Genomic DNA, 22227 nt, shown 5'->3' with positions numbered 1-22227 from the left:
TAGACACTATTTATTTGAGTCTGTATATCATGACATGTAGTTGAGTTTCTAATATTATAAGTTAGATATAAAATGATAATTTAAGAGTAAAGCTCCATCTGTTTGTATCTCTTAGTAACTAATTTGTGGTCATTTACGTGGTCAGTGGTCAATTTTTATTGGCCACTTTCTTTTTATACAACTAGCATCTGTATTATAGCTTTTGTTAGCACCGGCAGCAACTGAATAAATACATAAGCTATAGTTGTTTTTGTTAGCCAAGAAATACTTTTCTCTTTGAAGTTTACAATGTACATTAATCCAGCCATTGTTATTATGATACTGGCAAGTGGATAAGACACGACGCATATAATATCCAAGAAAGGTTCAATTTTATCATATGCTACATTGGCGCCCATCTCCTTTGTCTGCTCGACAGGATGGAGTGCCCAATCTAGCAACCCATTGAAAGAGGCTGCCGTTCCTAGTGTAGCCTCTTTATTTATGAATTCTGTAATCGTTCCTACGGTTTGAACTTTGCCCCACATGAGAATACCTCCTTAGAATCCTGTTGTTACTGATACGAGCAATCTCATAAGCATCGGTGATAACTGGACAATGATATAACCAATTGTTGCACCTTGCATCATTTCTAATGCTTTAGGTCGATTTCCAAGCAGCCAATAGATGCCTGCTGCACTAAAGGCTAAAAATGCAAGTGGATAAGATAAACCTTGAACTAATTCAGTTAGTGGATTAAATGCATCGATGACTTTTCTGGAGACTTCTTCTTTAACAGAGGCTGAAGCTGTTGTAGCTGCAAATGACATAGAAGGTTGCATAGTGAAGAAAACAGGAAACATAGCACCGAAAACAAATGGCATACCTTCTTGCCCTGTAATAACTTCTGTGGATTCTTTAACTGGAGATGGATTTAAAAACTCTTTGATTGTACCAACCGTTTGAATTTTCTTAGATGTAAACATATGAATTCCTCCTAATAAAAATCTGTAATGGTAAAGATCTGTACGTCTAACCCTTCACACATTTTCAAAAGCTGCTTACGACGATATTCAGTAGTAGTCATCCAGATAAATGTTGGAGATTTTAATTTTCCGTAAGATATTAATTTTTTATATTTTTCAATTTTGGTTTTATTGGCACTCATCTTCTGAGTATGATCAATTTCGATTAAATAAAATTTTCCTTCTTCTTCGAATAATGCGTCTGCAACAACATTGACATCTTTGTACTTCAAACGCATTTCATTTTTCCATCCGTCAGGACAACCATACGCAATAAACAAATAGTTGCGCATAATATAGTGCTTAGCAGTTGTAAGCTTTTTGCAGACTTTTTTGCACCCCGTTAATTTTCGCCCTTCTGCATTTAAATAATAGATCTTCTCGCCATCCATAAAACTAGAAACATATTCACTAAGCTGTTGCATAACTCTTTGCGCAGTGCGAGTAGAACCAATATTGTGCATCGTCTGTATCTGTGAACGACTTAGATAACTACACTGGCTCAATGATAAGAGTATCTTCTCCTGTCTCTCCTGAGTCTTCACCAGTTGTTTCATCTTCATCATCCTTTCGGGCTTTGATTACAATATGAGGAGTTATAACCTTTTCAATTTGTTGGTCATCTAAAAAATAGCTTTGAACCTGCACTGTACCATCAGGTGTACGAACAATAGCACGACCTTTAATAGTTATCTCTTCTGCTCCAGTATGATCAAGAACGACATAACTTTGTGTTCCGGTGTCCAATCTATAGCAAATCTTAGTTATTGTATTAGCTTTGACTTGGCTATCTAAAATTTCAGCTGTTGGATATTGAGTTGAGAAAATCAAATAGATTCCAAGCGATGCTGCTTCACAGGCAATCATTTTCATCCATGATTTACATTGTTCATACATAAACTTAGCAGCTTCAACATCTTTTTTTGATTTTAATTCCATTCGTCTATAATCTAAATTACTTGCTTCATCAATGATGACGTAATGTCTTGTGATGGGTTGTTTAACATCTTGAATTTTTTCGACGCCTAGCTTCTTAAACCATGCTTTACGATGTTTCATCTCTTGTAAAACGTCGTTGAAACAACTATGAGCACTGGATAAATCCTCAGCCATATTTATAACCTGTTTACAATCTTTATAACGTTGAAAAGATAAACCTGATTTTAGATCAATTAGACTGAATTCCACTTCATCAGGATGAAGCTTTAAGAATGTAGCAATTAATAGATGGAGAAAGGTTGTTTTTCCGTATCTAGTTGTGCCAGCTATAACCGCATGCCCGTCATCCAAACGGATAAAATGTACACCATCTTTTGTTTCTCCAATTGGGACATGCCACTTCTTACATTGTTCCCACACAGATTCTCTAAATGGAAGGTAAGTTGGCATTGCACGATCATAAACCTTTATTTTTAACATTCCGTCAAAGCTCATTTCAACACTTTTTCGGATTAACTGCTTTTCACCAAACATCCGTTTAAATTGTTCGGGCAACTCTTTGAACGAATTGATTTTCCTTAACTCTTTCCAATCAACCTTTTTCAAATCCTTGAAGCTTAAAAAATATCTTGTTTGTTTATTATTTAATCCATCTTCGAACTTTTGATGTTTTTCTTGGAAGTCTTCCAAGGATAAGCCCAATGGTATTTGATAAATATACTCCGTATAATGCTTATTTTTAGGACGATATTTTCGATGAATTCGAATTGACTGACCATTCTTTTTTAACCCAACTGCATCAGCAATCATTTTGATTTTCTGATGATCATTTGTAGGACTCTCTCCTCCTTTTAATTTTGCTGCTAAATAAATACCGCCAATAATTGAAGATGAAACCACTTCTAAAATCATTGTTGCTCCCCACCCCTCTAGAGTATCTACATAGTAGATAGCCCCGAATGTAACGACAATTTAAAATACCTAGAATCATTATGATCATTAGATTTGGAGTGGCGCTTATTGTGCGTAACTACGTCATACAGTACGTCACGATAACCGCCACTTAACTCTTTGATAAATAGTATGGCGGAGAATGATATATCAGAATTTGTCCTTTAATTTTTTTTACAGAAAAATTTAACCTACACTAAAAAGGGGTTTAAATAAATGTAAAGAATATATAACTTAGGTGATGGAAATGAAATCAAATATTGACAAGTTAATCAGTGAAAAAGGGTACCAGAAAAAATTCGTAGCTAAACAGGTAGGCGTTTCGCCAACTCAACTATCGCTTTGGATTTCTATGAGGAATTTCCCTCGAGCAGATAAGTTGTTTAAATTGGCACAAGTTTTAAATTGTAAAGTAGATGACTTGTACGAATATGAGGAAGAAAAATAAGATATTGTCTTTAAAATCTTCACTAAGGTGGGAGCTTTATGGTACGTACACTCATAACTTTCGAGGGACTCGAAGCAGAGGTTTTCAACTCACAGATGGAGGAATTATTTAAAGAAGCTTATAAGAAGGGAGTGGAAGATGGTAAAAATCATTTTTCTTATCCGCCAGTACTGACAAATAAAGATCTTGCAGAAATCTTTCAGATTGCTGATTCGACCGTCACTAAGTTAACAGCAGATCCATCATTCCCTCGATTGACCAAAATTAAAGGAAGATACCCAAGAGATAAAGTGTTTGAATGGATTAACCGAAATTCCACAAAGAGTAAATAGAATGTTATAATTTAAAGTTCTAAACCCTCTAAATACATACATAGCTTTGTAAGAGACAAAGGAGGGTTTAGTTATGCAGAGAATAAGTAAGATAGGAAATTTAATTAATTTATGTGAGGATTTACAGGTGAAAGTCCATTTAAACGAAATAGATAGAGGACCAGAATGTTTGCAATTTCCGTGTGATCTATTTCTAAGAAGTATACTTATGTTGTTCGATTTAAGCCAACAAGGGGCATCAGCAGAAAAAGAACTTGATTACTTAACAGGAAACCTTGTTGCAGCGTATTCCCGAATAACAAATGAGGATGTAGATGTTATACTTGAAAGATATAATTTAGAATTGTAATTTGAAATAAAATAAGCCCACTACTCATATGAGCAGTGGGCTTTACCTTTTCTGCTATCAAACAGAAAAGGATTTGCTAAGGGGATTGTTTGCTATCAGGGGAGATAACAAAGGGTTTCAACAACATTACATTGTCAAACAGTAAAGTGATGATAGTAAAACAACCATCGTTATAAAGTGTACTCCTGTAAAATACAGCTGTCCACAATTCTGCTTCAGATGTTCTTTTTCATTCCGCAACTCGTACATTCGCGTAGAAACTTGCCGCCACCTACGCTGCTTTTGAATTTAACACTGCCGCAGTTATCGCAACGACCAGAGACTTTATCCGGTAGATCAGCGTATTCATAAACCTTGTTTAAATCGATATTGGCATATTTGTCTTCTTGGTTTTCCATCGTTAATACCTCACATTCTTTACTTATCATAGCAATATGTAAACAATAAAAAAACCTTTGCCCAAACAGACAAAAGCTTTTATATATGTAAATTCAGATTATCTAGAAAACTATAATTATAGGCTTTCTCCTTCATCGTCCTCGTCTTCGTCTTCAAAACTTAAACCGTAGAATCCTTCTAATAAGACTTGAAGTTCAACTTTCTTATCATCTGATATTTCCCCTTGTTCCTCGTACAAGTCAACTTTTAAAATGGGTTGGCTTAGTTTAAGTTGTAACAGACAATCCACTTTTACGTTATCATTAGATTTCGAAAGTTCTAAGTCAAAAGCTCTTTTTAAATCGACTCTATGAGATAAAGGCGCAACTGTCACAATAGGACAAAGTGGATGATAGTTCTCATTATTATTTGAGATAACTACCACCCACCTTTCCGGATGCACATTCCTTGTACTGCTCAGCTTATCTATCTGTGGAATTGATACATCTCGGTCATCAACTTTCCATACAGAACCAAAATGGAATTCTCTAGTGTCTCTTAAATCACTTTTAGAATTATAATTACTGCTCGGCAAGGTTCGCTCTCCTCCTTGTATCAGAGAATTTTTGATTTTGATCTACAAGGTGAGCATAATATTCAATGTCCGAACCTCTAGACACCTCTTTAGATTGCAATCTTTTCTTAGCTTCCATTCGGGCTTTACGACTTGACTTAAAAACTGGACCTGATTTTGCCATGTCAATCACCCTTCCATAAAGTTGAGATCCTGTTTGTATTTCTTCCTCTAGGATCTCTTTCATTGGCGGAGTACTATATGCTATGTCTAATACTCCCCTATAGTTTTGATTCCACAAAGTATCAACTACGAAACCTGCCACGAGCTCAGCATTGGCCGCAAGCTCATAATCAGGAAAGCTATCTTCTAATAGGTGATGGTCGTAGGATGTCCCATCATAAAAGTTTTTATACGCTTCAACAGCAATTAGCCCCTCAGCTTCAAGAGCGTAAGTTGCTTCCACAACAGATGATTGATTAGGACCAAACTTATACCTTTCAAACACTAAGTCTGTGTATTGCTTTCCATACATTTGAAAATAATAATACTCGAATAAATAAATATACTTCATTAATTCTGTTCTTCCTAGAGTTTTATGTCCGTTCTTCATAAAAAACAGAATCAACCTTTTTAAATCCATTCTATTCATCCCCCCTCTAATAATGACAAAATCGAACTAAATTCTGTGATTATTAAATTAGCCAAACAATAACAAATATCCTTCCATATATTAAATGTTGTTTGACTATTTAGCAAACTTTCAACATTATATTACATAAATCTACAAATAGAAAGAGAAAAAATAGGAAAATAAGGAATAAATACATGAAATGACTCTTTTTAAGCTTGAAAAGAGTTATTGAGCTAAACTTCTTTTATTTATGTTTTTAAATCCGCACGAAAGGATATTATCTACTTTAAAAGTTCGCTTCTCATTTCTCAATAAGCACCAAACTTTAATTGATTTGCCACTAATCTCATTAACAATAATTGACCTTTGTGTAACAGAGCCATTATCAGCCATATAGATTACTTCAATAGGTTTTTTAGAAATACGACTTTCTTGCAATAAACGTAGCATGATACCATCTCCTTATATACCTATTATACCGAACAGGCGTTCTTATTTCAAGCAAATAAAAAGCCCTCACTCCTAAGAGCAAGGGCAATGTTTAATATCCTTTTGATTTCAAAACAGCTTGTAATTTCTCTTTTGTATCTAGTCCATAAATGCCATCTACTTGATAAGGTAAATAAACTTTTTGGAATCGTGTTACTGCATCTTTTGTGTTGGCTCCATAAATGCCATCAGCTGTACCACATTTAAAATAAACAGCATTTAAAGCGTTCTGTAATTGTTGAACGGCTGTTTTATCCGTTGAACCTGTTTTTAATACACCAGAAGGTAACGGATACTTATATTCAGATTGTTCTTTTTTAGGAGCTGTTGCTACTGGAGTATAAGTATTTTTAGCTGCGCCAAGTTTGATTGTTTGGCCAACTTTTAACTCCGTAGGATTTACATCTGGATTAGCAGCAATTAAGTCATTAACTGTGATACCGTCTTTCTTTTCTTTTAAAGCAATACTCCAGAAAGTATCACCCTCTTGAATTGTATAAAGACCTGGAACTACAGAAGGTTCTTGTCCTTTAACCGGCAATGTAACTACAGCATCTTTAAACGCCTTTTTATAATCATATACACAGCAAGCTTTCCAGCTGTATCCTGGCATTTCATTGTGTGCTTTATCGTATTTACCAATGCCGTCTTTAATTAAGGCTGCGTGTAAATCTTGAATGGACTTAATTGTAGCAGCATCCAATTTGTCAGTGCGATAATCACCAATAACACAGATACCTAAACCAATCGTGTTGCTGTTACCTACATGATAACTACGCTTAGCAATATCTACGCAATAATAAATAGCTGCTTTACCGTCAATCACATGCTTTGGATCAATGATTAAAGCATAAGCGATTTCTGGCCATCCATTTGTACGGACGTGAAAATCTGCAAAGGATTCAATTTTGGAACCGCCAGCTGATAATTTGGTTAAAGAATGATGCCATACTCGGATTGTAATAGAATCTACACCTTTAGAACGTTTACTATACCAACCGTTATGAACTAACTTTCCTCGTTTATCAACTAACTGCGGTAACTTTTGAAATTCGTACATATCCATCTCCCTTTCGAATTTTAGTTATATAAAAAAGCCACCCATAAAGAGTGACTGAGTTTTATTTATTCTGTTTTTTAGCTTCTCTCTTTCTTATCCAATCTCTAAGCCCTTGAACAAAGTGTGTATTCTTCCACACTGCATAGATATTAACAACAAGTGCTGCAAAGGCTGAAACAACAATGACAAAGGCATTAATACTCTCGGTTGTGAACCAATCAAAACTCACACCAATTGTTCCAAAGAAAAACAAAAGAGCTGTTAAAAAACCTCCTAACAGCGTGAATACGTCCTTTTTCATTTTCAACTACCTCCTAGTTTTGTAAAACGGTATAAAAAATAGCGATTGCACCGCCAATAACTCCGGTACAAATCGCTGTAATAATTCCACCCATGATAGTTCGTTTAATCCAAGTCGTGTTATCTTCAATTTTGCTTAATTTTTCATTTAGCATAAAAATTTGTTGGTCCTGTAAATCTGATTTCCTTTCAACCGCATAAAGTCTAACACTTATTGATTCAATTTTCGCTTTTAATTCAGTTACGATATTTTGTGGTGCTTCCATCGTCTGCCCCTCCACAGTTTGTGACATCCCCCTCACCCCTTTTATAAAATAAAAAAAGACCCTAAAAGGTCTTTTTCACACATCATTTCTTTCATATCCATATCTATCAACTAATGGTTCATCTTTGCGGCCAGGATTAATTTGAATGCGAGCGTCAAAATAAAGTTCTTCTCCGTTTTCGCGCCAAGAAAACTGATAATCAGTACCCCACTTAGTTTCCACACGTACTTTCTCTAGATTTTGAGAAAGCAAATTTTCTATTTCCTTGATTTCCATTGACCCATACCCTGATAATCCTCTAGTACGAGCTATATACTTTAATTCTGACTTTATTTTTCTTTCAAACTCATTCACAACCATTTGACTCATAATAAAAAGCCTCCCTCAATCGAAACATAAATACAATTATAGCCTAGAGGAAGCTTTGTTTGCCACAAAAACACAGTTTATTCCATTTACTCACATCAATTAATTAGTATTTTGCCCAACCTCTAACACATCTATAGCATCTTTAAATTGATCCAATGTTTTTAAGTACTGATAACCTTGCTTGATAAAGTTATATGAATAATCAGCTAAATTAGGTGGACAAGAAAACGTTTCTTCTCTTAATGCTGCTTTTCCTTCTGTAGCTGCCGTTTTATCAAGATAAGATACTAAAGTAAACTTTAACTCTTTTTTGTCACCGTTGTACGTCTCAATTCGATGATAAGCATCTGTTACTTCTAAACCACTTTCTAATAAGATTGACTTGTTAAGAGCCATATAGCATATACCTCCTGATTAATTAATAATGGTTCCATCTTTCACACTTCGCCAGTCTAAGCCATCTGAGTAAGCTGGTGTTGGTCCTCCTGTCGCATCTCCTACAAATATAAGACCAGAATATCCCTTAGTTATATCAGGTAACTCATTCTTTTTATAAGTTTTTAGTTGAAGGATACCATGGACCTTTGTTAAATCTGAAAACAGGTTAACAACTCCAATGTTTCCTCCACCGTCTTTTACAACTCGTAGTTCTGGCGAGGTGCCTGTCATAACAATTTGTGACAAAGCACTTAGAAACTTTAAATCTTTTGCAACTTCAACCATTTGTCCATATAGAAAGATTTTAGGAATTGGCTGGCCATCATACCCCATAATTCCAATACTATTGGTTGTTTCCGTTCCAAGAATCGACCAATCTTTTTTATAAATATTCATTTCACTCATTACATCGAATTTACCTTGAATCGAAGTTCGCCCTTTAAAAACAATGTTTTTAGATGGATCATCAGGATGAAAACGCAAATCTCCCTCCGGTGTGATTTCTAAAAATTTTAAGTTTGTATCATTGTTGAATAACTGTAATAGGCGATTGATAGGGTCAAATTCTGTTCCTAGTCCATTTAAGTTAGTCCCTCTATTTTTGTACGTGTTGGCAATAAACATCTTATCTGTATTAATAAATTCACCTACGATATTATCAACATATGAACAAATATAAATGTTACGAGAAAAAGAGGCTGACTTCTTTTCATTAATAATGTCAAAGTATTTTCCTGGTGTATTATCTTTACCTGACTTCAAAGAAAGAATAGTAGCTGTTTTAGTACCGTTAGAAATGACCTCTCCTACTCGATAATCAAGGGTATCTACCTTAGCTAACACGTAGTATTTAGCATCTCTTCTGTATGTTGCTACTACCTTACTTGATGCCTTGGACGATTGACCTGTGATAGTATTGTCCGTTTGTATGTTGCCTGTTACATCTACTTCGATTTCAACTAACCCTTTTCCGTTGAAATCAAGGGCTGAATTTACATACTGGAATCCGCATCCTTCACGAAAATAAATGCCACCCCACGCGTTATTTGCGATGAAGTTATAATTGATTCTTGTGTTTTCGCAATGATAGTTAACAGCATTCATGTAGAAACCATAATTATTTTCATTCACAAGGTTCCCATTAAGACTGATATCACAACATAAGAAATTAGGATTTTCTACATAATAGAATTTGTCCATATTTTCTGCATTACCTACATAGATATCAGAGTAGCTTAAACCACGGTTATGAATCCCGTTGACCTTTCGATTCACTCCATCCAAACGCTGAATAGTAACCTTTACCTGTCGCTGTTCAAACGTAGAGTGTGAACCAAATATAATAAGGGATTGCCCTGTGAATACATCTGTTGGCTTGAGTTCTTGGATATCTAGCTCAAATCCTTTAGGCAGATCATCTAGAAGAATGGGTTTACTAATCGCATGTATGCCAGAAGCAATAATTTTCTTATGACCATTATCTAGTGCATATTGAATAGCCGTTGTAATGGCACTCCAATCATCGGCTACTCCATTGCCTTGCGCTCCGAACTTTTTAGCGCTAATACCTCTATACTCCAGTTCATGATTGATGTCATTAAACTCAGACATAAAACGTTCCCTTGCAATTGAGTACCAAGTACCGTCAGAGCCTTCACGCAAGTCTTTTATTTCTTGAGGCTGATCTACTGATGTTATTTGTTCGTCAATCCGTCTAATCTGTTGGGTAATCTGTTTTTGCTGTTCATCCATATCTTCGCCAATATAACGAAGAATTTGATTTAACCAAGTGATAAACTTGCGACCAAAACCTAGACTACTATTGAACGGATTGTATGGGAATTTAGGCATCTTTTCACTCTCCTCTCTTAGTTCATGGAGAACTAGGGGTTTCAAGAGCTGCTACACGCTCATTCAATTGCGTGATTTCCTCTTGTTGTTCTTGAATGGTTTGCTTTTGTACTTGGATATCTTGTTCGTGTTGAGAAAGTAGTTGTTCAATATTTGATAGGTCTACAATAACTTTTCCGTCCTGATCCACTTGAATTACATTGAGCTTCTGATACAACTCTGCACTCATCAATCCTGCATTCAAAGCAGAGGCTAATGGGATATTCACATTCCCATCGTCACCCACGTTTAAATTCGTTAATTTCACGTAGTCTTGAGCGCTAATCAGCCCATCTTTCACAGCTGAAGCTACTTCATATACAGGAATTGAAAAAGACAACTGCGTTTCATTCAGTTGTCCTTTAGCTTTAGCGAGATTGACTTCAATAGTTGATCCGTCAATTGCGGTTGATTTTACTTTCTTTTTACTTGGATCATAAATCACATCTACATTCTTAGCTGTTTGTTGTAAAGTAGCCATAATTGTAGATGCTTTCTTTTTTATAGACCCTAATGTAAAAACAGGTGACTTGTTTTCATCTTCATAATCTTCAATATCTACTACTCGAATACGTACATCTATATCAAATGGATCTAAAATACACCATAAATAATCACCTTTACGTACATCGCTTAAATCCATTTCTGCCAATTGCACACCTGTTAACTTAATAGATATTTCAATCGTATCGGTCAGTGTTTCTTTTAAATGGTTTTTAAGTGAGGCTTCATCAGTGAAACGTTCATCCGGTTCTGGATCAGCAATTAATATGCCATAGACACTAGCTAAAGGTGAGGTGTATTCTGTAACAGCCATGTAAATTTCATCACCAATTAACTTTCTATAGACTTTAATAATATTGCCGTCTAATAAATAATTGTGAGGCTTTACATCATCCCCTTTGGTATTGGGATTACTGGAGTCTTTACCCTTGAAAGTAGCAACAACAGAGTGTGTCTTATCTTCAAGCCCTCTTACGACTTCGTATGTCTGTGGCGCTGCTACTACATCTTTGTATGTGGAAATGGTTTTTGTCTCTGTTCCGTCAATGGAAAACTCCCATTCTCCACCTAAAAAATGAGCCAGTGTATCAAAACTAAACCCTGTACCTGTGAAAGAGAATTTGAAAGTTGCGCCCACTTCCCAAGTAGCTAATTTGTTTTGCCCTGGCTCAATCTCGTATTTCCCTGTTCTTGAAGCATAAGGAAGAGATACCCCACTTAATGTGTCTGTCTCTTCTTTCACTTTACCTGTACCACGGATATGTGTACGAAGGTTCGTTGTATCAATTTCTGTAGATGGACTGTTCACATTAAATCCATAACGTAATTGTTTATCCGTTATACGTCCTATTTGCTTGGCCACAATGACTTCTGTATTTGTATAATCAAATTCACCTTTTAACTTATTTGGCACTAAATCTTGCAACAAAGCCAAAGGGTTATTATTACCGAAGTTTTCGACCTCTATTTTAGATGGTAAATCTGTTGTATCAAGTACTAACGTATAACCAGTTCCTTTTAAAGAGAAATCAAGCAGCTCTTTAGGCGTAAATGTTCCTGTGATAGTTTCATAAATACGACTACGTAGCTTCATATTCTGATAAAAAATATGATCAGCTGAAATATTCTTCTTTACTCGTTTACCAACTGTTACTTCATTTGCATTTTCAATAACATATGTTTCCCCTTCAAAGACCAAATACGCTTTATTTTGGATTTGGTTATACCCTAATTGATTTTGCTCTTCTTGAAGCACCGTAACCTTGATAGTTCGACTGGCATTATCCGTGCTACAATTACGCGTCACTGTATAAAGGCTTAAAGGCCATTCTTCACCTGATAAGGACTTTACATATAATTCCCTCATAAAGCACCTCACAAATAATAAAAACGAAAGTCGAATATAATTTCAAAACTTCCACTTGTTCCTGTAACCTCAAAGTCATTCCATCCTGTCAAAAGAGAAATCCGCTTATGGTTTGTATAGGTGAATATATTCGTATTGTTCTTAAAATGCTGTATACGATCTAGCAAAATAGTATCATTAGGACCTGACGAACTTGAATAAACAAATGTTTCACCTGTTGTCTTATTTCTGATTGTTAGATTGTTTGATGCTCCTTTAAACAAAATGCGTAAAGGAAGCTTTTCAGGATCCAAATACACACCAGCGTTGTAGATTTGAAAACGATTTGTTGTATGCCTATAAATCAACTCTCTATCAGCAGGTAAATTCATCCCTACCTGCCACAAATCTGAATCAAAATTAAATTCATCTAATGTAGTTCCAACCGATTCACAATAGGGACGAGGCGATAAAAATGCAATATCGAACTTTCCTGTTTGTGGGTTGACATAATCAACGTCGTATGTGCTATTAACTACAGCTTTCCAACGCTTACCTGGTTGACGTGAATCTATAATAGAAATCTCTTCTTTTGTAGCAAATAATTGATGAAGTTCATCGATTAATAATTGGAGCAGAATATGGCTATCTCCATTTAATTTAAAAGTGGCTTGTAAATCTCTTGGCCCAAATGTTGTACCAGTTCGAATAGCCCCGTCATAATTATCAAATTGTTCAGTTTGATGATTGTGAGCGACAGACTGCTTTCTGAACTTAGCTAACTCTAAACCATAATCGCGGGAGTCGATTGTACTCCCCAACTTCTCAATGATTAAATGCACAATCGACTACCCCTTTCTTCTAATTATTGAATTAATTTCTGTATTTTGTTTGTCTTCCATATAGTTAAAAGCGAATTCTCCTATCTGGTCGCCATCAAGATAAACCTTTGCTGTTGCTGGTTGAATATTAACCTGAATAGCTTGTCCTGAGCTTCCAGGAACAGATGAAACTACTTTATTAGAGACGTTACTCATGACGTTTTGCATACCGGAGAAGTTACTAGCACCCAGCCCTTGAGGTTGCGCATTAAACATTCCTGTCATATCAAAGCCAAGCTTTTCAGCTGCATACATCAGTAGCTGAATAGCACGGTCTTTAAATTGTTCTAAAGGAATGATGACTTCTTTCTTGCCACCTTCTCCTACACGAGCAATTTGATCACGGTCAATGACGCCACCTTTTGCATACCAGTTATGACTTCTCCACCAGCTTAATGCACCACCAATACTCTTATAACGGTCTTTGATGTATTTAATCCCCCAATAGATGTTGTTAACAGGGTTATACGGATCTCCTTTGTAGTTGAAATGTTTCAACTGCATCAGACCTTTTGCAGTTCCGTCAGAAGTCATCGCGCCTTCAGCTCTTGGATTACCAGTTGATTCTTTATTGATGATCCACGCTAGGCCGTTTTTCCATTCAGAACCGGATACACCGCGCATTTTCATTGCTTGGTCAATCCAGTTTGAGAGTTTACCACTTATAGGGCCACTATAACCGCCACCACCTTGACCTGCTGGTGGGAAGAAGTCTGCGTGAACGTGATCAGTATGAGGATTTTTTCCTCCTCCACCATAAGGACGCCACTTCTTTCCTTTACCTGGTCCCGAAATTCTATGATTATAAATAACGTACTGTAAATTACTTGCTGTAGTTCGTAAGTACTCTGCGATTTTCGACATCGTACTCTTGGACCCGGATATATCAAAGGCTCGGCCATAAGCATGCATTGATTTTGAGCTTCCCCCAACCATGTTACGGTTGTTATAACCACCAGCAAATGAAGTTTTTCCAAACATATCTTTTACTCGGTTGTACCAGGTTTCAACATATGTTCTCATGCCGCCATAACCACTACCTGGACCTACCTTGTTTGAATCGCCATCATCACCAAATGAAGGCATGAACTCATCCATTTTAGACTTAATAAAGCCTACGGCTCCATCTTTAATTTTGGAGACACCTGATTTAGCAAGTTGCCCCATCATTCCACCAACATCCGGCATTTTAAGGTTTAGGGCGCCAAATACTTTCTTCATAAGCTTTCCTGGATCAGATGCATACGACCATACATCACCAATAACGTCAGATACTTTGTCTTTTGCTTTTCCCGCAAGCTCTTTTGTTTTATGAGCAGCGTCTTCAGCTTTAGTTTGCACCCATTCTTTAGCCTTCTTAGCTCCACTAGCAAACTTGTTTGTCCCTTTCTTGTAAGCAGAAATAGATGAAAAGAACTGTTTAGTTTGCTGTCCGCTTAAAACTTCTGTCCCTTTTGGCATGTTTGGGATAAGAGTTGTCTTATTCGGGCTTAAATAGGTACTCCCATCAGGTAAACGAATTAACTCTTCTTGCCCACCATCGCCTACAAAAGCAGGTCCGTCTTGTGGATGCCCACCGGTGCCTTTTTTGTAGCCTGGGATCTTCAGTTCTGGAATCCAGTTATCTTCATCAACGCCAATTTTATCTAATACCTTATTAATACCTTGTTGAGTAATAACGTTAACGACTGTTTTTAGACCACCAGCTAGTTTTTTACCGATAGCATCAACGCCATCTTTTACCTTGCCAGCCATCGCTTTAATACCGTCACCAATACGTTTAGGTAAACCTTTAGCTGCAGATACAATATCATCAAAGATGGATTTCACTTTTGATTTAATGCTATCAAATATCTTGGTTGTTTCACTCTTAGCTGTATTCCATCCATTTCTCATGCCTTGCCAAATCATTTTGACTGCACTGGCCACAGAATTATAAATGCTAGTGAAAACAGACTTAATGAAGTTCCAAATAGCGTTAAAAACGGACTGGGTAGTTGATCTAGCATTATCCCAATTTGTTTTAATGACTGTATAAATCTTACGGCAAATCGTGACGTAGAAATTATAGATTGTCGTAAAAATGCTTTTTATAAATCCCCATACAGCGTTAAAAACCCTAGTTGTTACTGATTTTATTGCATCTAACACTGTGTAGAAAACAATGCGTATGTCATTCCAAATCGTACGATAAAAATTCAATGTACGTGTGAAATTCGCTTTAATGAAATTCCAAATAAAATTTAATACAGATTGTACAACCGCTCTAATACCAGCTAAACCATTCGAGAATGCTATATAGATACGCTGGAATATCGAAACGTAAAAATTATAAACGGTTGTAAAAATAGTTTTAATGAAATTCCATATAGCGCCTACAACGGTACGTACAACATTCAACATACCTGTAAAGTTATTCTTGGTTCTTGTTAAAATAGCTGTATATATTTTACTGATAAATTCACGGATTAATAGTAACCAATACTGGACATTGTAACTAATCGCACCCCAACCGGATTTAAACAGTGCTAATGCTCCAGTGAATAAAGATTTAAAGATTCCAAGTACCTTACCTAGCATCATTAAGTTGATGTAGTTCCATATCAGAATTACGACATTCTTAACGATTTGCCACAGGTTATTGAAGGCTGACTTCCAATTTCCTTGCAGAATGTTTGTGAAGAATTGAAATAAATTTGTGATGATAGCAATTCCACTAGTAACAATGTTTTTAATGTTATTCCAAGCGCTTTGAACCAGGAATACAATAACTGACCACACAACTTGGAATATCTTACCAATAACAGTGTTCCCGTTTGTTATAGTGCTGACCAATGTTTTCACAAAACCAACAATGGACTTCACCATTTCCCCAATTCGTGGAGCAATACCAATGATGAAACCTACGATATGTTGCAAGGCGTTACTGAATTGAGGTAGCAAAAAGTTGACAACCACATTTATGACTTTTGCTATAATATCTCCAAGCGTTTGCCAAAAGCTCTTTATTGAATCGCCTTTACCACCCGTCATATGGTTTAATGCTTCTGAAATTTCCTTCCCCATGTTCCGCAAAGCAGGCATTAAATAACTTAACGCTTGAGATATACTTTGTTTAATTCCATCCCAGGCTCCTGTCACCGCATTTCTCAAGTTTTCAGAGGCTTTCCACATCTTCATGAAGCTTCCAACTACAATAACAATTGCGGCCGATAGGATTGATGCCATACCCGCTATTCTGAGTAACCCAAGCACAAACGGTTTGATCGTAGTCATTACAAAGGTAAAAGCCGCAGCCATCCCTTCTGCTCTTCCAATTCCAATTGCCATCGGGGCTAAGAAGAGGGAAATACCCGTAAATAAGTAAGAAAACATTCCTATAGAAGAAGAAATGCTAGGATTTAACTCATTCATTTTGTTGATGAATTCACCAACAGCTGTTGCCGCGTCTACTGCTTTAGCTGCAATCTTCCCCCAGAGTTCTACAAAAGGAGAAAGTGCTTCAGCCCACGTTTTCTTAAACTTCTCTACAGATAAACCAAGTGGCGTTAAGGAATCCTGAAGTTCTTTGACTTTTTGCTCGGTTTGCAACTTTAATTTTTCAAGTTCGGTAACAGCAGCTTGCCTTGCGAGTTGATATTTTTGCCTCCATAGTTCAACGTATTTATTTAATTGACCATTGGACATTTGAGTTAATGCTGCTATTTGAGAAGCGGCTTCCGGCCCCATCTTACGTAAACTTTGAATAAAGCCTTCATCTAAACCTCTACTAGCTAACCCAGCTAGGTTTTTGGACCAATCCTCTAGGACTTTTATTTGCCCTTGTAAATTGGACATCAGTTTAGCAGGATCTAGCTTTTCAAACTGTGCTTTTTCAAATAGCCCCCATGTATCAATAATCTCCTGTGTACGTTTATCAACAGCCTCATGGTAATCAGCCCAAGCTTGTGCCTGTGACTCTAACGTTTTAGCAACATCAGGTCCTTTTGCAGCATTGAACATAGCTGCTGTAAAGCCAGCAAATGCAATACCTACCCACAATGCTACTTGTTGCATACGCATTAGACCTTGGTTAATTAGCATGATGCGATCATTAAGATCTTTCATACTTGCGTTAGGGCCTAGCATACGCAAAGCGATATTGGCTGCTGTTCCTCTTTTAGCCATGTCCTCAAGACGATTACCAATACCTAAAAAGAACTTATCTACTCGCTGAATATGGCTGACTTCAGGTAGAATATCCATCATCTTTTTAGATTGATTACTCTTTGCGTTCATCATATCGACTGAACGAATGAATTGATCTTTATAAGCTTCCATAGCAATAGCTGCTTGGTTCGCTGTATCAGATGTATTTACACCCAGTTCGTTAATCATCTTTTGATAAGCCTGTCCACCTTTAGAAGCCGCGTACATTGCTCTATTCACATCAGCCAACTTCTTCTCTACAACACGCATACCAGCCTCATAAGAGCCAAAATCACCAGCATCACGAAGAGCTTCAAGTTTACGCTTAGAATCTTCTAGTTCCTCTTTAAATTGCCCAAGACGTCTTGTGGTCTCTTCGGTAGAGATTTTGACGGTACCATTTCTATTAAGCCCTAAAATAGCTAGCTGCGTTTCCTTTGTTGAATCGCCTAAATCTTGAATGATTTTGATTGCAGACTTACCAGATTTCGTAACACTGGTGATTTTCTCTAATCCCACACTGGACTTAACAGCTGCATCAGCTAAATCATCCAACGACTTAGTGCCTTCTTGAGTCATTTGACGCATTTGGCGACGAGACTCATTTAATTCACGTTGAAATGGTTTAAGATGATCAGGTAGATTCTCTAGCTGATTAAAACGAAAGCGTCTTGTAGTAGATTGAAAGCTTTGAAACTGGCGCTCTGTTTGAGCTAAAGCCTCCCTCATTTCCTCAAAAGGCTGGTCATCTCCAAGTTCATTCAATGTACTTCGAACACGCTCTATTTCCTTTTGCATTTCTTTTAAACTTTTTTGACTAACTTGACCTGTTGTTTTAAGTCCGTTTTGAACGCGATTGAGAGATTTTGTAATGCGTTGAAAGGTTTTACCTTCACCTAGCCCCTCGAAGTCGTCTTGAAGTCCGGCTAACGTTTGACGCGTATTCTTCACACTGTTAGTTACCCCAATTAAAGGATCAAAGCGTTGCATACGATTTGTAAAACGTCTTCCTTGAGCTTCCATGCCTCTAAAGAAACCACCAATGGTTCTCCTCGCCTGTTGATCATCAGCAGTGATTTGAATGTTTGACTGTCCAACTGTAGACATGTTTTACCTCCTTCCCTCCAAACTAAAAAAAGCCTGGATTACCCAGACTTTTTCCACCATGAACCTTTGACAAAGTTCTCTTCTTTTTGAATGATTTGTTCTTGTTGAGCTTCCATAGCTTTTTCATACGAGGAAGGAAGGATTTCTTCACTACCTTTTCCTTTATTGAATAAGCCATCTACTAATAACATTAGGCTAGTTACACCTTCTGTAATACGAGAACGACTCTCTTCCCATTTCTCTTTTTGGGCTTGCTCGTATTTTCTACGAATCCAGTCAGGCGTATGTTCTAACACATATTCCTCCGTGTAATTGTAGTGAGACGAAACAAACCCTATCTGAGTAATGATTTGGTCAATAAAGCTTTCCCAACTTAAGCCGATGCTTCTTCTTTTTCCATTTCCTCTTCCTTCACTTCCTCCGAAGTCTCCTCTTTCACTGGTTCCATCGGTACTTCCGGAAATGCTCTGTCGATTAATTCCTTGAAGTCCGGCAGCTCTTTGTTGAATAGCTTCTTCATCAACTGACGGACTTGAGTAAAAGTTTTTTCGAAATCTAGATTTTCACCTAAAACTAGCAGAACATCTAATGATTCGTTAATATCTAAAGCTAATGCTTCATCGTCTTCAATATCAAGAATGATTGAAAAGATACGCATAACTTGCGACTCTTGAATTGATTCTAAAATCACAGCATATTTCTCAATCTGATCATATGAATCATCAATTAATACTTCACGTGCTTGGCTATAAATCTTAGCTCCATCTACACCAAGAAACTTTACGATTTGAATAATTTTCAACATAGATAGCTTAGGGACAGGGAGTTTTTCCCCGTCCGAAAGTGTAACTTCACCAAGTGTTTTTTGAATATCTAATGTTTTTAATTTTGCCTCTACACCCATTTATAAGTCCTCCCTTAAATTGCTTGTTCGATTTCGTAATATACGTTTTCTTCTTTTGCTACACCGTCTTCAGGGAAGGCTTGTAACTGGAACGGAAGAACGCGTTTCTCTTTATTAAATGCTTGTTCTTTTGAATCTCCGGATACTTTCGCTTTGCGTACAACTGCCATATAAAGTGAGCCATCTTTCTTTTGACTAATTAGCGCATAACGCTTGAATGGAATGTCTGTCACCGTTCCATAACCAATACGCTTTGTAGGCAATTCCGTCACAGGATAGACTTGATCAGACGTTGTATAAGCCTTGCTCACTCCTGTTTCTAAATAAACAGCTGTACCTTCAACTTTGGTAATTTTAATTAATTCATTCGTCCCTAAACGTAACCATCCGCCTGTCTTAAATGCTACATCTGCAGTGGATAAAGTAACAATACGAGCTCCCGCTGCAAGAGCACCGCCTAATACTTGGCCTGTGCCGACTGTAGCTGGCGTTTCAATAATCGATCCCCCTGCTAAAGCCAATTGACGATTCTCAATTGTATTCTCTGCTAATTGTGTTTCTAACGTATGTTCAAAGCTTGAAACATCTGTATCAGCGGCACCCATAATTTGATCTACTTCAAAATCTTCTGTGTCCCAACCACGAGAAATGGAAATCCCATCATTCGTTGCTCCAAGGTCTGTCCATCCTTCCTTTAAATTAAAAGGATCTGTTAAATCCATAACATCTGAAATCTTTTCTGGAGCAGCCACATTCATGTCAGCCACAACCAAACGCCCTGGACCACCAACAAAATTCTTCGAATTAACTTTATAAATATCAGCCATTATTTAGTCACCTCTTCAAATTTCCAAGTTTTTGAGTCTAGCAATTGATTTGCTGTTGCTTCTGAAATATCTTTATCATCGCCTACAGTGAGGGTTTGACCCTTCACGATATCAAACGATTTACCGCCTTTTCTTTCAGGTGGTAAGCGAAAAATAATAGCCCCATTGTTTTTATCAACGGGGCCTTTGCAGATAATCTTGCGTTCAGTTGTTGGTTTTGCCTTACTTTCATTTTTTTTAGCCAATGTAATGACCTCCTATGCTTCTAAATGTTCTAATCGCATGTAGCACCATGCTTCTGACTTTTGTGTGTCCTCGTCTCGTGACGGGATAGGATTACCTTCCTTTCCACACCACTCAACGCGCAATCCTTGTATAAAAGCAGCTTGAGATTCTAACAAGTTCATGCAATTAATAAGTTTGCTCATTGCTTCTGATTCTTCTGAAGCACGATAAATAAGCTGGATACGGCTAAAACCGATACCTCCAGCACTACGAACCAATAACCCTTCACTAATGTTTGATTGAAAGGTATTAGCGTCTATATGATAATCTGTTCGATCTTTAAAAAATCGAAGGATAGGAGGAACGGGATCTACATACTTAATCATGAGTGCCTCCTATAAACCTAATGTCTTTTGGATTTGAACTTGTGCTACGCGATCCATTCTTTCACTAGCACGGTCTAACCCACGAGCCATAATGTTATATTTCTTTTCGAGGATTTCAGCGTAACTAACCCCTGAACCTGTTAACAGGATAGTTGTGTCAGCACCTTCAATGAGCTCATGTACAACATCGTTTTGAGTAGCTGTACGTGAACCTTTCCCTGTTTTATCCTGTGCCGGAATGTCTGTTAGGTACCCAATGGAGTTAATGTACAAGGACGTATCAATATGATCATCCTCTCGTACAATCTCCTTTGTTTCATCTGCCCATGCTATTGCAGCAGCAGTCACAGCGTTTCTCCTGGCCTCTTTTAACCTTTCAGGAGATAGCTGATCTTTTACAGATTCATCAATCTTAAAATCGAATTTAAGATTCTTTTTAGCCATTTCCATCACCCTCCTTTTGAAGTGTGACTTCATAGTGATGAAGACGTACTTTAGAATAAATAGGCTGTGCTTTTTCGACAGTATAAACCCCATCCAACACCGGCCTATCTTTTAAGTCCCGAATATCTTTTATTTTTGCATCACTTGGAATTTGTTTGTCGGGACCTACAAACAAGATGTTTTCAATGATGAAATCTACTCCGTATTGATCGACAGAAGCTTTTCGTCTAATCTGATCAGCGCGGCAAGGAACATTTCCAATAGGAACATCACTATAAATAGGCTTGCCATACTCGGTTTCACCTATCTTCTGACCAGTTAAAACGATTGTGCAACGATGAGTAAGAATACGCTCAAACCTCATACACCATACCCACTTGAAGGACCCGAGATAGAAAAGAATGAAATACCCGTTGGGATATCCTGTTTAAGAGACTGCAAAATTAAATCTAGCTCTTTTATGCCTGTTCGCGTGCCTTCATACTCCCTCTCTTTGATGGAGTCCACTGTTTGAACATCCCTCATGGTATAAGAGTAGGAACCTACCTTTTCTGTTTCGATAGGGCTTAATGAGCTTTCTTTAATATCAGGGTTATCCTGGTACCATAAGTACTCAACAAGCAATACGGTAGCTGTGCGAAGGTCTGCCAATAAATCCTCATCTGTTTCATCTTTAAACTTCCGTTGAGCTTCTCGATGAATCCAAGAAGTAGCACGATCAATGTACCCTTGTAGTTTGATATCAGTAAGAGCAGCGATTTCAGAAAATGAAACGCGCTCTTTGACCTCTGCTACTGTTGCATAAGGCATGTTATTCCACCTCTTCAATAAAACCTGCTTCAATACGTTTTAAAAGCTCCTGAGAAGGATTCTTTGGTAACTCCTTCTCTTGCTTTCCAGCCAATGAAAAAGACCCTTCACTAGTTACCTCAGCGAACTGAGTAGCAGGGTCTTTTAATTTATATTTTTTCTTTTTAGCAGCAGCCATACTAACC

At 37.1% G+C, this 22227-nt stretch carries 29 protein-coding genes; 3 read left to right on the top strand and 26 right to left on the bottom strand.

The genetic code is table 11. The annotated features are described in order from the left end of the window. Nucleotides 1-173 precede the first annotated feature (173 nt). From NST66_RS29085 to NST66_RS29070, 4 genes are read right to left on the bottom strand one after another with little or no spacing between them, the layout of a single operon-like run. Entirely contained in the window at nt 174-527 is a 354-nt protein-coding gene (locus NST66_RS29085) for a hypothetical protein (RefSeq protein ID WP_340843935.1), read from the bottom strand. 12 nt (nt 528-539) lie between these two features. Beyond that, nucleotides 540-965, bottom strand: a complete 426-nt coding sequence (locus NST66_RS29080; protein WP_340843934.1) for a hypothetical protein — start codon at nt 963-965, stop codon at nt 540-542. Between the two features lie 11 nt (nt 966-976). Beyond that, nucleotides 977-1510 carry a hypothetical protein gene (locus NST66_RS29075; protein ID WP_340843933.1) on the bottom strand — a complete coding sequence of 178 codons (534 nt, stop codon included), beginning with the start codon at nt 1508-1510 and terminating at the stop codon, nt 977-979. Continuing rightward, nucleotides 1497-2855, bottom strand: a complete 1359-nt coding sequence (locus tag NST66_RS29070; RefSeq protein WP_340843932.1) for an FtsK/SpoIIIE domain-containing protein — start codon at nt 2853-2855, stop codon at nt 1497-1499. Before NST66_RS29070 ends, NST66_RS29075 begins: the two co-directional genes overlap by 14 nt. Before the next feature lie 286 nt (nt 2856-3141). On the opposite strand from NST66_RS29070, the gene NST66_RS29065 reads away from it, so the two are divergent. From NST66_RS29065 to NST66_RS29055, 3 genes are all read left to right on the top strand, one after another. Continuing rightward, nucleotides 3142-3342 (top strand): helix-turn-helix domain-containing protein, encoded by a 201-nt coding sequence (locus NST66_RS29065; protein WP_340843931.1) that lies wholly within the window; start codon nt 3142-3144, stop codon nt 3340-3342. A gap of 38 nt (nt 3343-3380) precedes the next feature. Beyond that, nucleotides 3381-3674, top strand: coding sequence for a helix-turn-helix transcriptional regulator (locus tag NST66_RS29060; protein ID WP_340843930.1), 294 nt, complete (start codon nt 3381-3383; stop codon nt 3672-3674). Between the two features lie 73 nt (nt 3675-3747). Beyond that, complete coding sequence (locus NST66_RS29055; protein WP_340843929.1) at nt 3748-4023, top strand: hypothetical protein; 276 nt, start codon at nt 3748-3750, stop codon at nt 4021-4023. 215 nt (nt 4024-4238) lie between these two features. Here the strand turns inward: NST66_RS29055 and NST66_RS29050 are convergent, their stop codons facing one another. The 22 genes from NST66_RS29050 to NST66_RS28945 all read right to left on the bottom strand — a co-directional run bounded on the left by NST66_RS29050 (nt 4239) and on the right by NST66_RS28945 (nt 22220). Continuing rightward, entirely contained in the window at nt 4239-4421 is a 183-nt protein-coding gene (locus tag NST66_RS29050) for a hypothetical protein (RefSeq protein WP_340843928.1), read from the bottom strand. A gap of 116 nt (nt 4422-4537) precedes the next feature. Then, on the bottom strand, nt 4538-4996 hold the full coding sequence (locus NST66_RS29045) for a type II toxin-antitoxin system PemK/MazF family toxin (protein WP_340843927.1): 459 nt from the start codon (nt 4994-4996) through the stop codon (nt 4538-4540). Beyond that, a complete protein-coding gene (locus tag NST66_RS29040; RefSeq protein ID WP_340843926.1) occupies nt 4983-5618 on the bottom strand; it encodes a type II toxin-antitoxin system antitoxin SocA domain-containing protein in 636 nt (211 codons plus the stop codon). Before NST66_RS29040 ends, NST66_RS29045 begins: the two co-directional genes overlap by 14 nt. 216 nt (nt 5619-5834) lie before the next feature. Then, nucleotides 5835-6059, bottom strand: a complete 225-nt coding sequence (locus tag NST66_RS29035; protein WP_340843925.1) for a hypothetical protein — start codon at nt 6057-6059, stop codon at nt 5835-5837. A gap of 91 nt (nt 6060-6150) precedes the next feature. Next, a complete protein-coding gene (locus NST66_RS29030) occupies nt 6151-7158 on the bottom strand; it encodes a peptidoglycan-binding protein (protein WP_340843924.1) in 1008 nt (335 codons plus the stop codon). A 61-nt stretch (nt 7159-7219) separates the two neighbouring features. Continuing rightward, a complete protein-coding gene (locus NST66_RS29025) occupies nt 7220-7459 on the bottom strand; it encodes a PTS mannose transporter subunit IID (protein WP_340843923.1) in 240 nt (79 codons plus the stop codon). 13 nt (nt 7460-7472) lie between these two features. Then, nucleotides 7473-7751, bottom strand: a complete 279-nt coding sequence (locus NST66_RS29020; protein WP_340843922.1) for a hemolysin XhlA family protein — start codon at nt 7749-7751, stop codon at nt 7473-7475. A gap of 48 nt (nt 7752-7799) precedes the next feature. Next, on the bottom strand, nt 7800-8093 hold the full coding sequence (locus NST66_RS29015) for a hypothetical protein (protein ID WP_340843921.1): 294 nt from the start codon (nt 8091-8093) through the stop codon (nt 7800-7802). 99 nt (nt 8094-8192) lie between these two features. After that, the gene (locus NST66_RS29010; RefSeq protein WP_340843920.1) at nt 8193-8489 is read right to left on the bottom strand and encodes a hypothetical protein; all 297 of its coding nucleotides are present in this window, start codon (nt 8487-8489) and stop codon (nt 8193-8195) included. An 18-nt stretch (nt 8490-8507) separates the two neighbouring features. Further along, nucleotides 8508-10382, bottom strand: a complete 1875-nt coding sequence (locus NST66_RS29005; protein ID WP_340843919.1) for a hypothetical protein — start codon at nt 10380-10382, stop codon at nt 8508-8510. A 22-nt stretch (nt 10383-10404) separates the two neighbouring features. After that, entirely contained in the window at nt 10405-12291 is a 1887-nt protein-coding gene (locus NST66_RS29000; protein ID WP_340843918.1) for a phage tail spike protein, read from the bottom strand. Between the two features lie 8 nt (nt 12292-12299). Next, nucleotides 12300-13112 (bottom strand): distal tail protein Dit, encoded by an 813-nt coding sequence (locus NST66_RS28995; protein WP_340843917.1) that lies wholly within the window; start codon nt 13110-13112, stop codon nt 12300-12302. Nucleotides 13113-13118: 6 nt separating this feature from the next. Then, nucleotides 13119-18446, bottom strand: coding sequence for a transglycosylase SLT domain-containing protein (locus tag NST66_RS28990; protein WP_340843916.1), 5328 nt, complete (start codon nt 18444-18446; stop codon nt 13119-13121). A 38-nt stretch (nt 18447-18484) separates the two neighbouring features. Further along, on the bottom strand, nt 18485-18742 hold the full coding sequence (locus NST66_RS28985; RefSeq protein WP_340843915.1) for a hypothetical protein: 258 nt from the start codon (nt 18740-18742) through the stop codon (nt 18485-18487). Between the two features lie 77 nt (nt 18743-18819). Then, nucleotides 18820-19350 (bottom strand): hypothetical protein, encoded by a 531-nt coding sequence (locus NST66_RS28980; RefSeq protein WP_340843914.1) that lies wholly within the window; start codon nt 19348-19350, stop codon nt 18820-18822. A gap of 14 nt (nt 19351-19364) precedes the next feature. Then, complete coding sequence (locus NST66_RS28975) at nt 19365-20177, bottom strand: hypothetical protein (protein ID WP_340843913.1); 813 nt, start codon at nt 20175-20177, stop codon at nt 19365-19367. Continuing rightward, nucleotides 20177-20422, bottom strand: a complete 246-nt coding sequence (locus NST66_RS28970) for a hypothetical protein (protein ID WP_340843912.1) — start codon at nt 20420-20422, stop codon at nt 20177-20179. The genes NST66_RS28975 and NST66_RS28970 overlap by 1 nt, the downstream gene beginning before the upstream one ends. A 12-nt stretch (nt 20423-20434) precedes the next feature. Then, entirely contained in the window at nt 20435-20788 is a 354-nt protein-coding gene (locus tag NST66_RS28965; protein ID WP_340843911.1) for a hypothetical protein, read from the bottom strand. A 9-nt stretch (nt 20789-20797) separates the two neighbouring features. Next, on the bottom strand, nt 20798-21232 hold the full coding sequence (locus NST66_RS28960; protein WP_340843910.1) for a hypothetical protein: 435 nt from the start codon (nt 21230-21232) through the stop codon (nt 20798-20800). Further along, entirely contained in the window at nt 21225-21596 is a 372-nt protein-coding gene (locus NST66_RS28955; RefSeq protein WP_340843909.1) for a putative minor capsid protein, read from the bottom strand. The genes NST66_RS28960 and NST66_RS28955 overlap by 8 nt, the downstream gene beginning before the upstream one ends. Further along, a complete protein-coding gene (locus tag NST66_RS28950; protein ID WP_340843908.1) occupies nt 21593-22042 on the bottom strand; it encodes a hypothetical protein in 450 nt (149 codons plus the stop codon). The genes NST66_RS28955 and NST66_RS28950 overlap by 4 nt, the downstream gene beginning before the upstream one ends. 1 nt (nt 22043) lies before the next feature. Continuing rightward, a complete protein-coding gene (locus NST66_RS28945; RefSeq protein ID WP_263046055.1) occupies nt 22044-22220 on the bottom strand; it encodes a hypothetical protein in 177 nt (58 codons plus the stop codon). Nucleotides 22221-22227: the final 7 nt, after the last annotated feature.

It is taken from the genome of Priestia sp. FSL W8-0524, assembly GCF_038005965.1.
Classification (GTDB): Bacteria; Bacillota; Bacilli; order Bacillales; family Bacillaceae_H; genus Priestia; species Priestia zanthoxyli.
This window is presented reverse-complemented; position numbering and strand designations above follow the sequence as displayed.

Bases quoted from the DNA above. Each gene is read 5' to 3' on its own strand.
- NST66_RS29015 (WP_340843921.1), bottom strand. From the start codon at position 8,093: ATGAGTCAAATGGTTGTGAATGAGTTTGAAAGAAAAATAAAGTCAGAA.
- NST66_RS29005 (WP_340843919.1), bottom strand. From the start codon at position 10,382: ATGCCTAAATTCCCATACAATCCGTTCAATAGTAGTCTAGGTTTTGGT.
- NST66_RS29060 (WP_340843930.1), top strand. From the start codon at position 3,381: ATGGTACGTACACTCATAACTTTCGAGGGACTCGAAGCAGAGGTTTTC.
- NST66_RS28950 (WP_340843908.1), bottom strand. From the start codon at position 22,042: ATGCCTTATGCAACAGTAGCAGAGGTCAAAGAGCGCGTTTCATTTTCT.
- NST66_RS29070 (WP_340843932.1), bottom strand. From the start codon at position 2,855: ATGATTTTAGAAGTGGTTTCATCTTCAATTATTGGCGGTATTTATTTA.
- NST66_RS29055 (WP_340843929.1), top strand. From the start codon at position 3,748: ATGCAGAGAATAAGTAAGATAGGAAATTTAATTAATTTATGTGAGGAT.
- NST66_RS29025 (WP_340843923.1), bottom strand. From the start codon at position 7,459: ATGAAAAAGGACGTATTCACGCTGTTAGGAGGTTTTTTAACAGCTCTT.
- NST66_RS28945 (WP_263046055.1), bottom strand. From the start codon at position 22,220: ATGGCTGCTGCTAAAAAGAAAAAATATAAATTAAAAGACCCTGCTACT.
- NST66_RS29035 (WP_340843925.1), bottom strand. From the start codon at position 6,059: ATGCTACGTTTATTGCAAGAAAGTCGTATTTCTAAAAAACCTATTGAA.
- NST66_RS29000 (WP_340843918.1), bottom strand. From the start codon at position 12,291: ATGAGGGAATTATATGTAAAGTCCTTATCAGGTGAAGAATGGCCTTTA.
- NST66_RS28965 (WP_340843911.1), bottom strand. From the start codon at position 20,788: ATGATTAAGTATGTAGATCCCGTTCCTCCTATCCTTCGATTTTTTAAA.
- NST66_RS29085 (WP_340843935.1), bottom strand. From the start codon at position 527: ATGTGGGGCAAAGTTCAAACCGTAGGAACGATTACAGAATTCATAAAT.
- NST66_RS28975 (WP_340843913.1), bottom strand. From the start codon at position 20,177: ATGGCTGATATTTATAAAGTTAATTCGAAGAATTTTGTTGGTGGTCCA.
- NST66_RS29050 (WP_340843928.1), bottom strand. From the start codon at position 4,421: ATGGAAAACCAAGAAGACAAATATGCCAATATCGATTTAAACAAGGTT.
- NST66_RS29040 (WP_340843926.1), bottom strand. From the start codon at position 5,618: ATGGATTTAAAAAGGTTGATTCTGTTTTTTATGAAGAACGGACATAAA.
- NST66_RS28960 (WP_340843910.1), bottom strand. From the start codon at position 21,232: ATGGCTAAAAAGAATCTTAAATTCGATTTTAAGATTGATGAATCTGTA.
- NST66_RS29080 (WP_340843934.1), bottom strand. From the start codon at position 965: ATGTTTACATCTAAGAAAATTCAAACGGTTGGTACAATCAAAGAGTTT.
- NST66_RS28990 (WP_340843916.1), bottom strand. From the start codon at position 18,446: ATGTCTACAGTTGGACAGTCAAACATTCAAATCACTGCTGATGATCAA.
- NST66_RS29030 (WP_340843924.1), bottom strand. From the start codon at position 7,158: ATGTACGAATTTCAAAAGTTACCGCAGTTAGTTGATAAACGAGGAAAG.
- NST66_RS29010 (WP_340843920.1), bottom strand. From the start codon at position 8,489: ATGGCTCTTAACAAGTCAATCTTATTAGAAAGTGGTTTAGAAGTAACA.
- NST66_RS28980 (WP_340843914.1), bottom strand. From the start codon at position 19,350: ATGGGTGTAGAGGCAAAATTAAAAACATTAGATATTCAAAAAACACTT.
- NST66_RS29020 (WP_340843922.1), bottom strand. From the start codon at position 7,751: ATGTCACAAACTGTGGAGGGGCAGACGATGGAAGCACCACAAAATATC.
- NST66_RS29065 (WP_340843931.1), top strand. From the start codon at position 3,142: ATGAAATCAAATATTGACAAGTTAATCAGTGAAAAAGGGTACCAGAAA.
- NST66_RS28955 (WP_340843909.1), bottom strand. From the start codon at position 21,596: ATGAGGTTTGAGCGTATTCTTACTCATCGTTGCACAATCGTTTTAACT.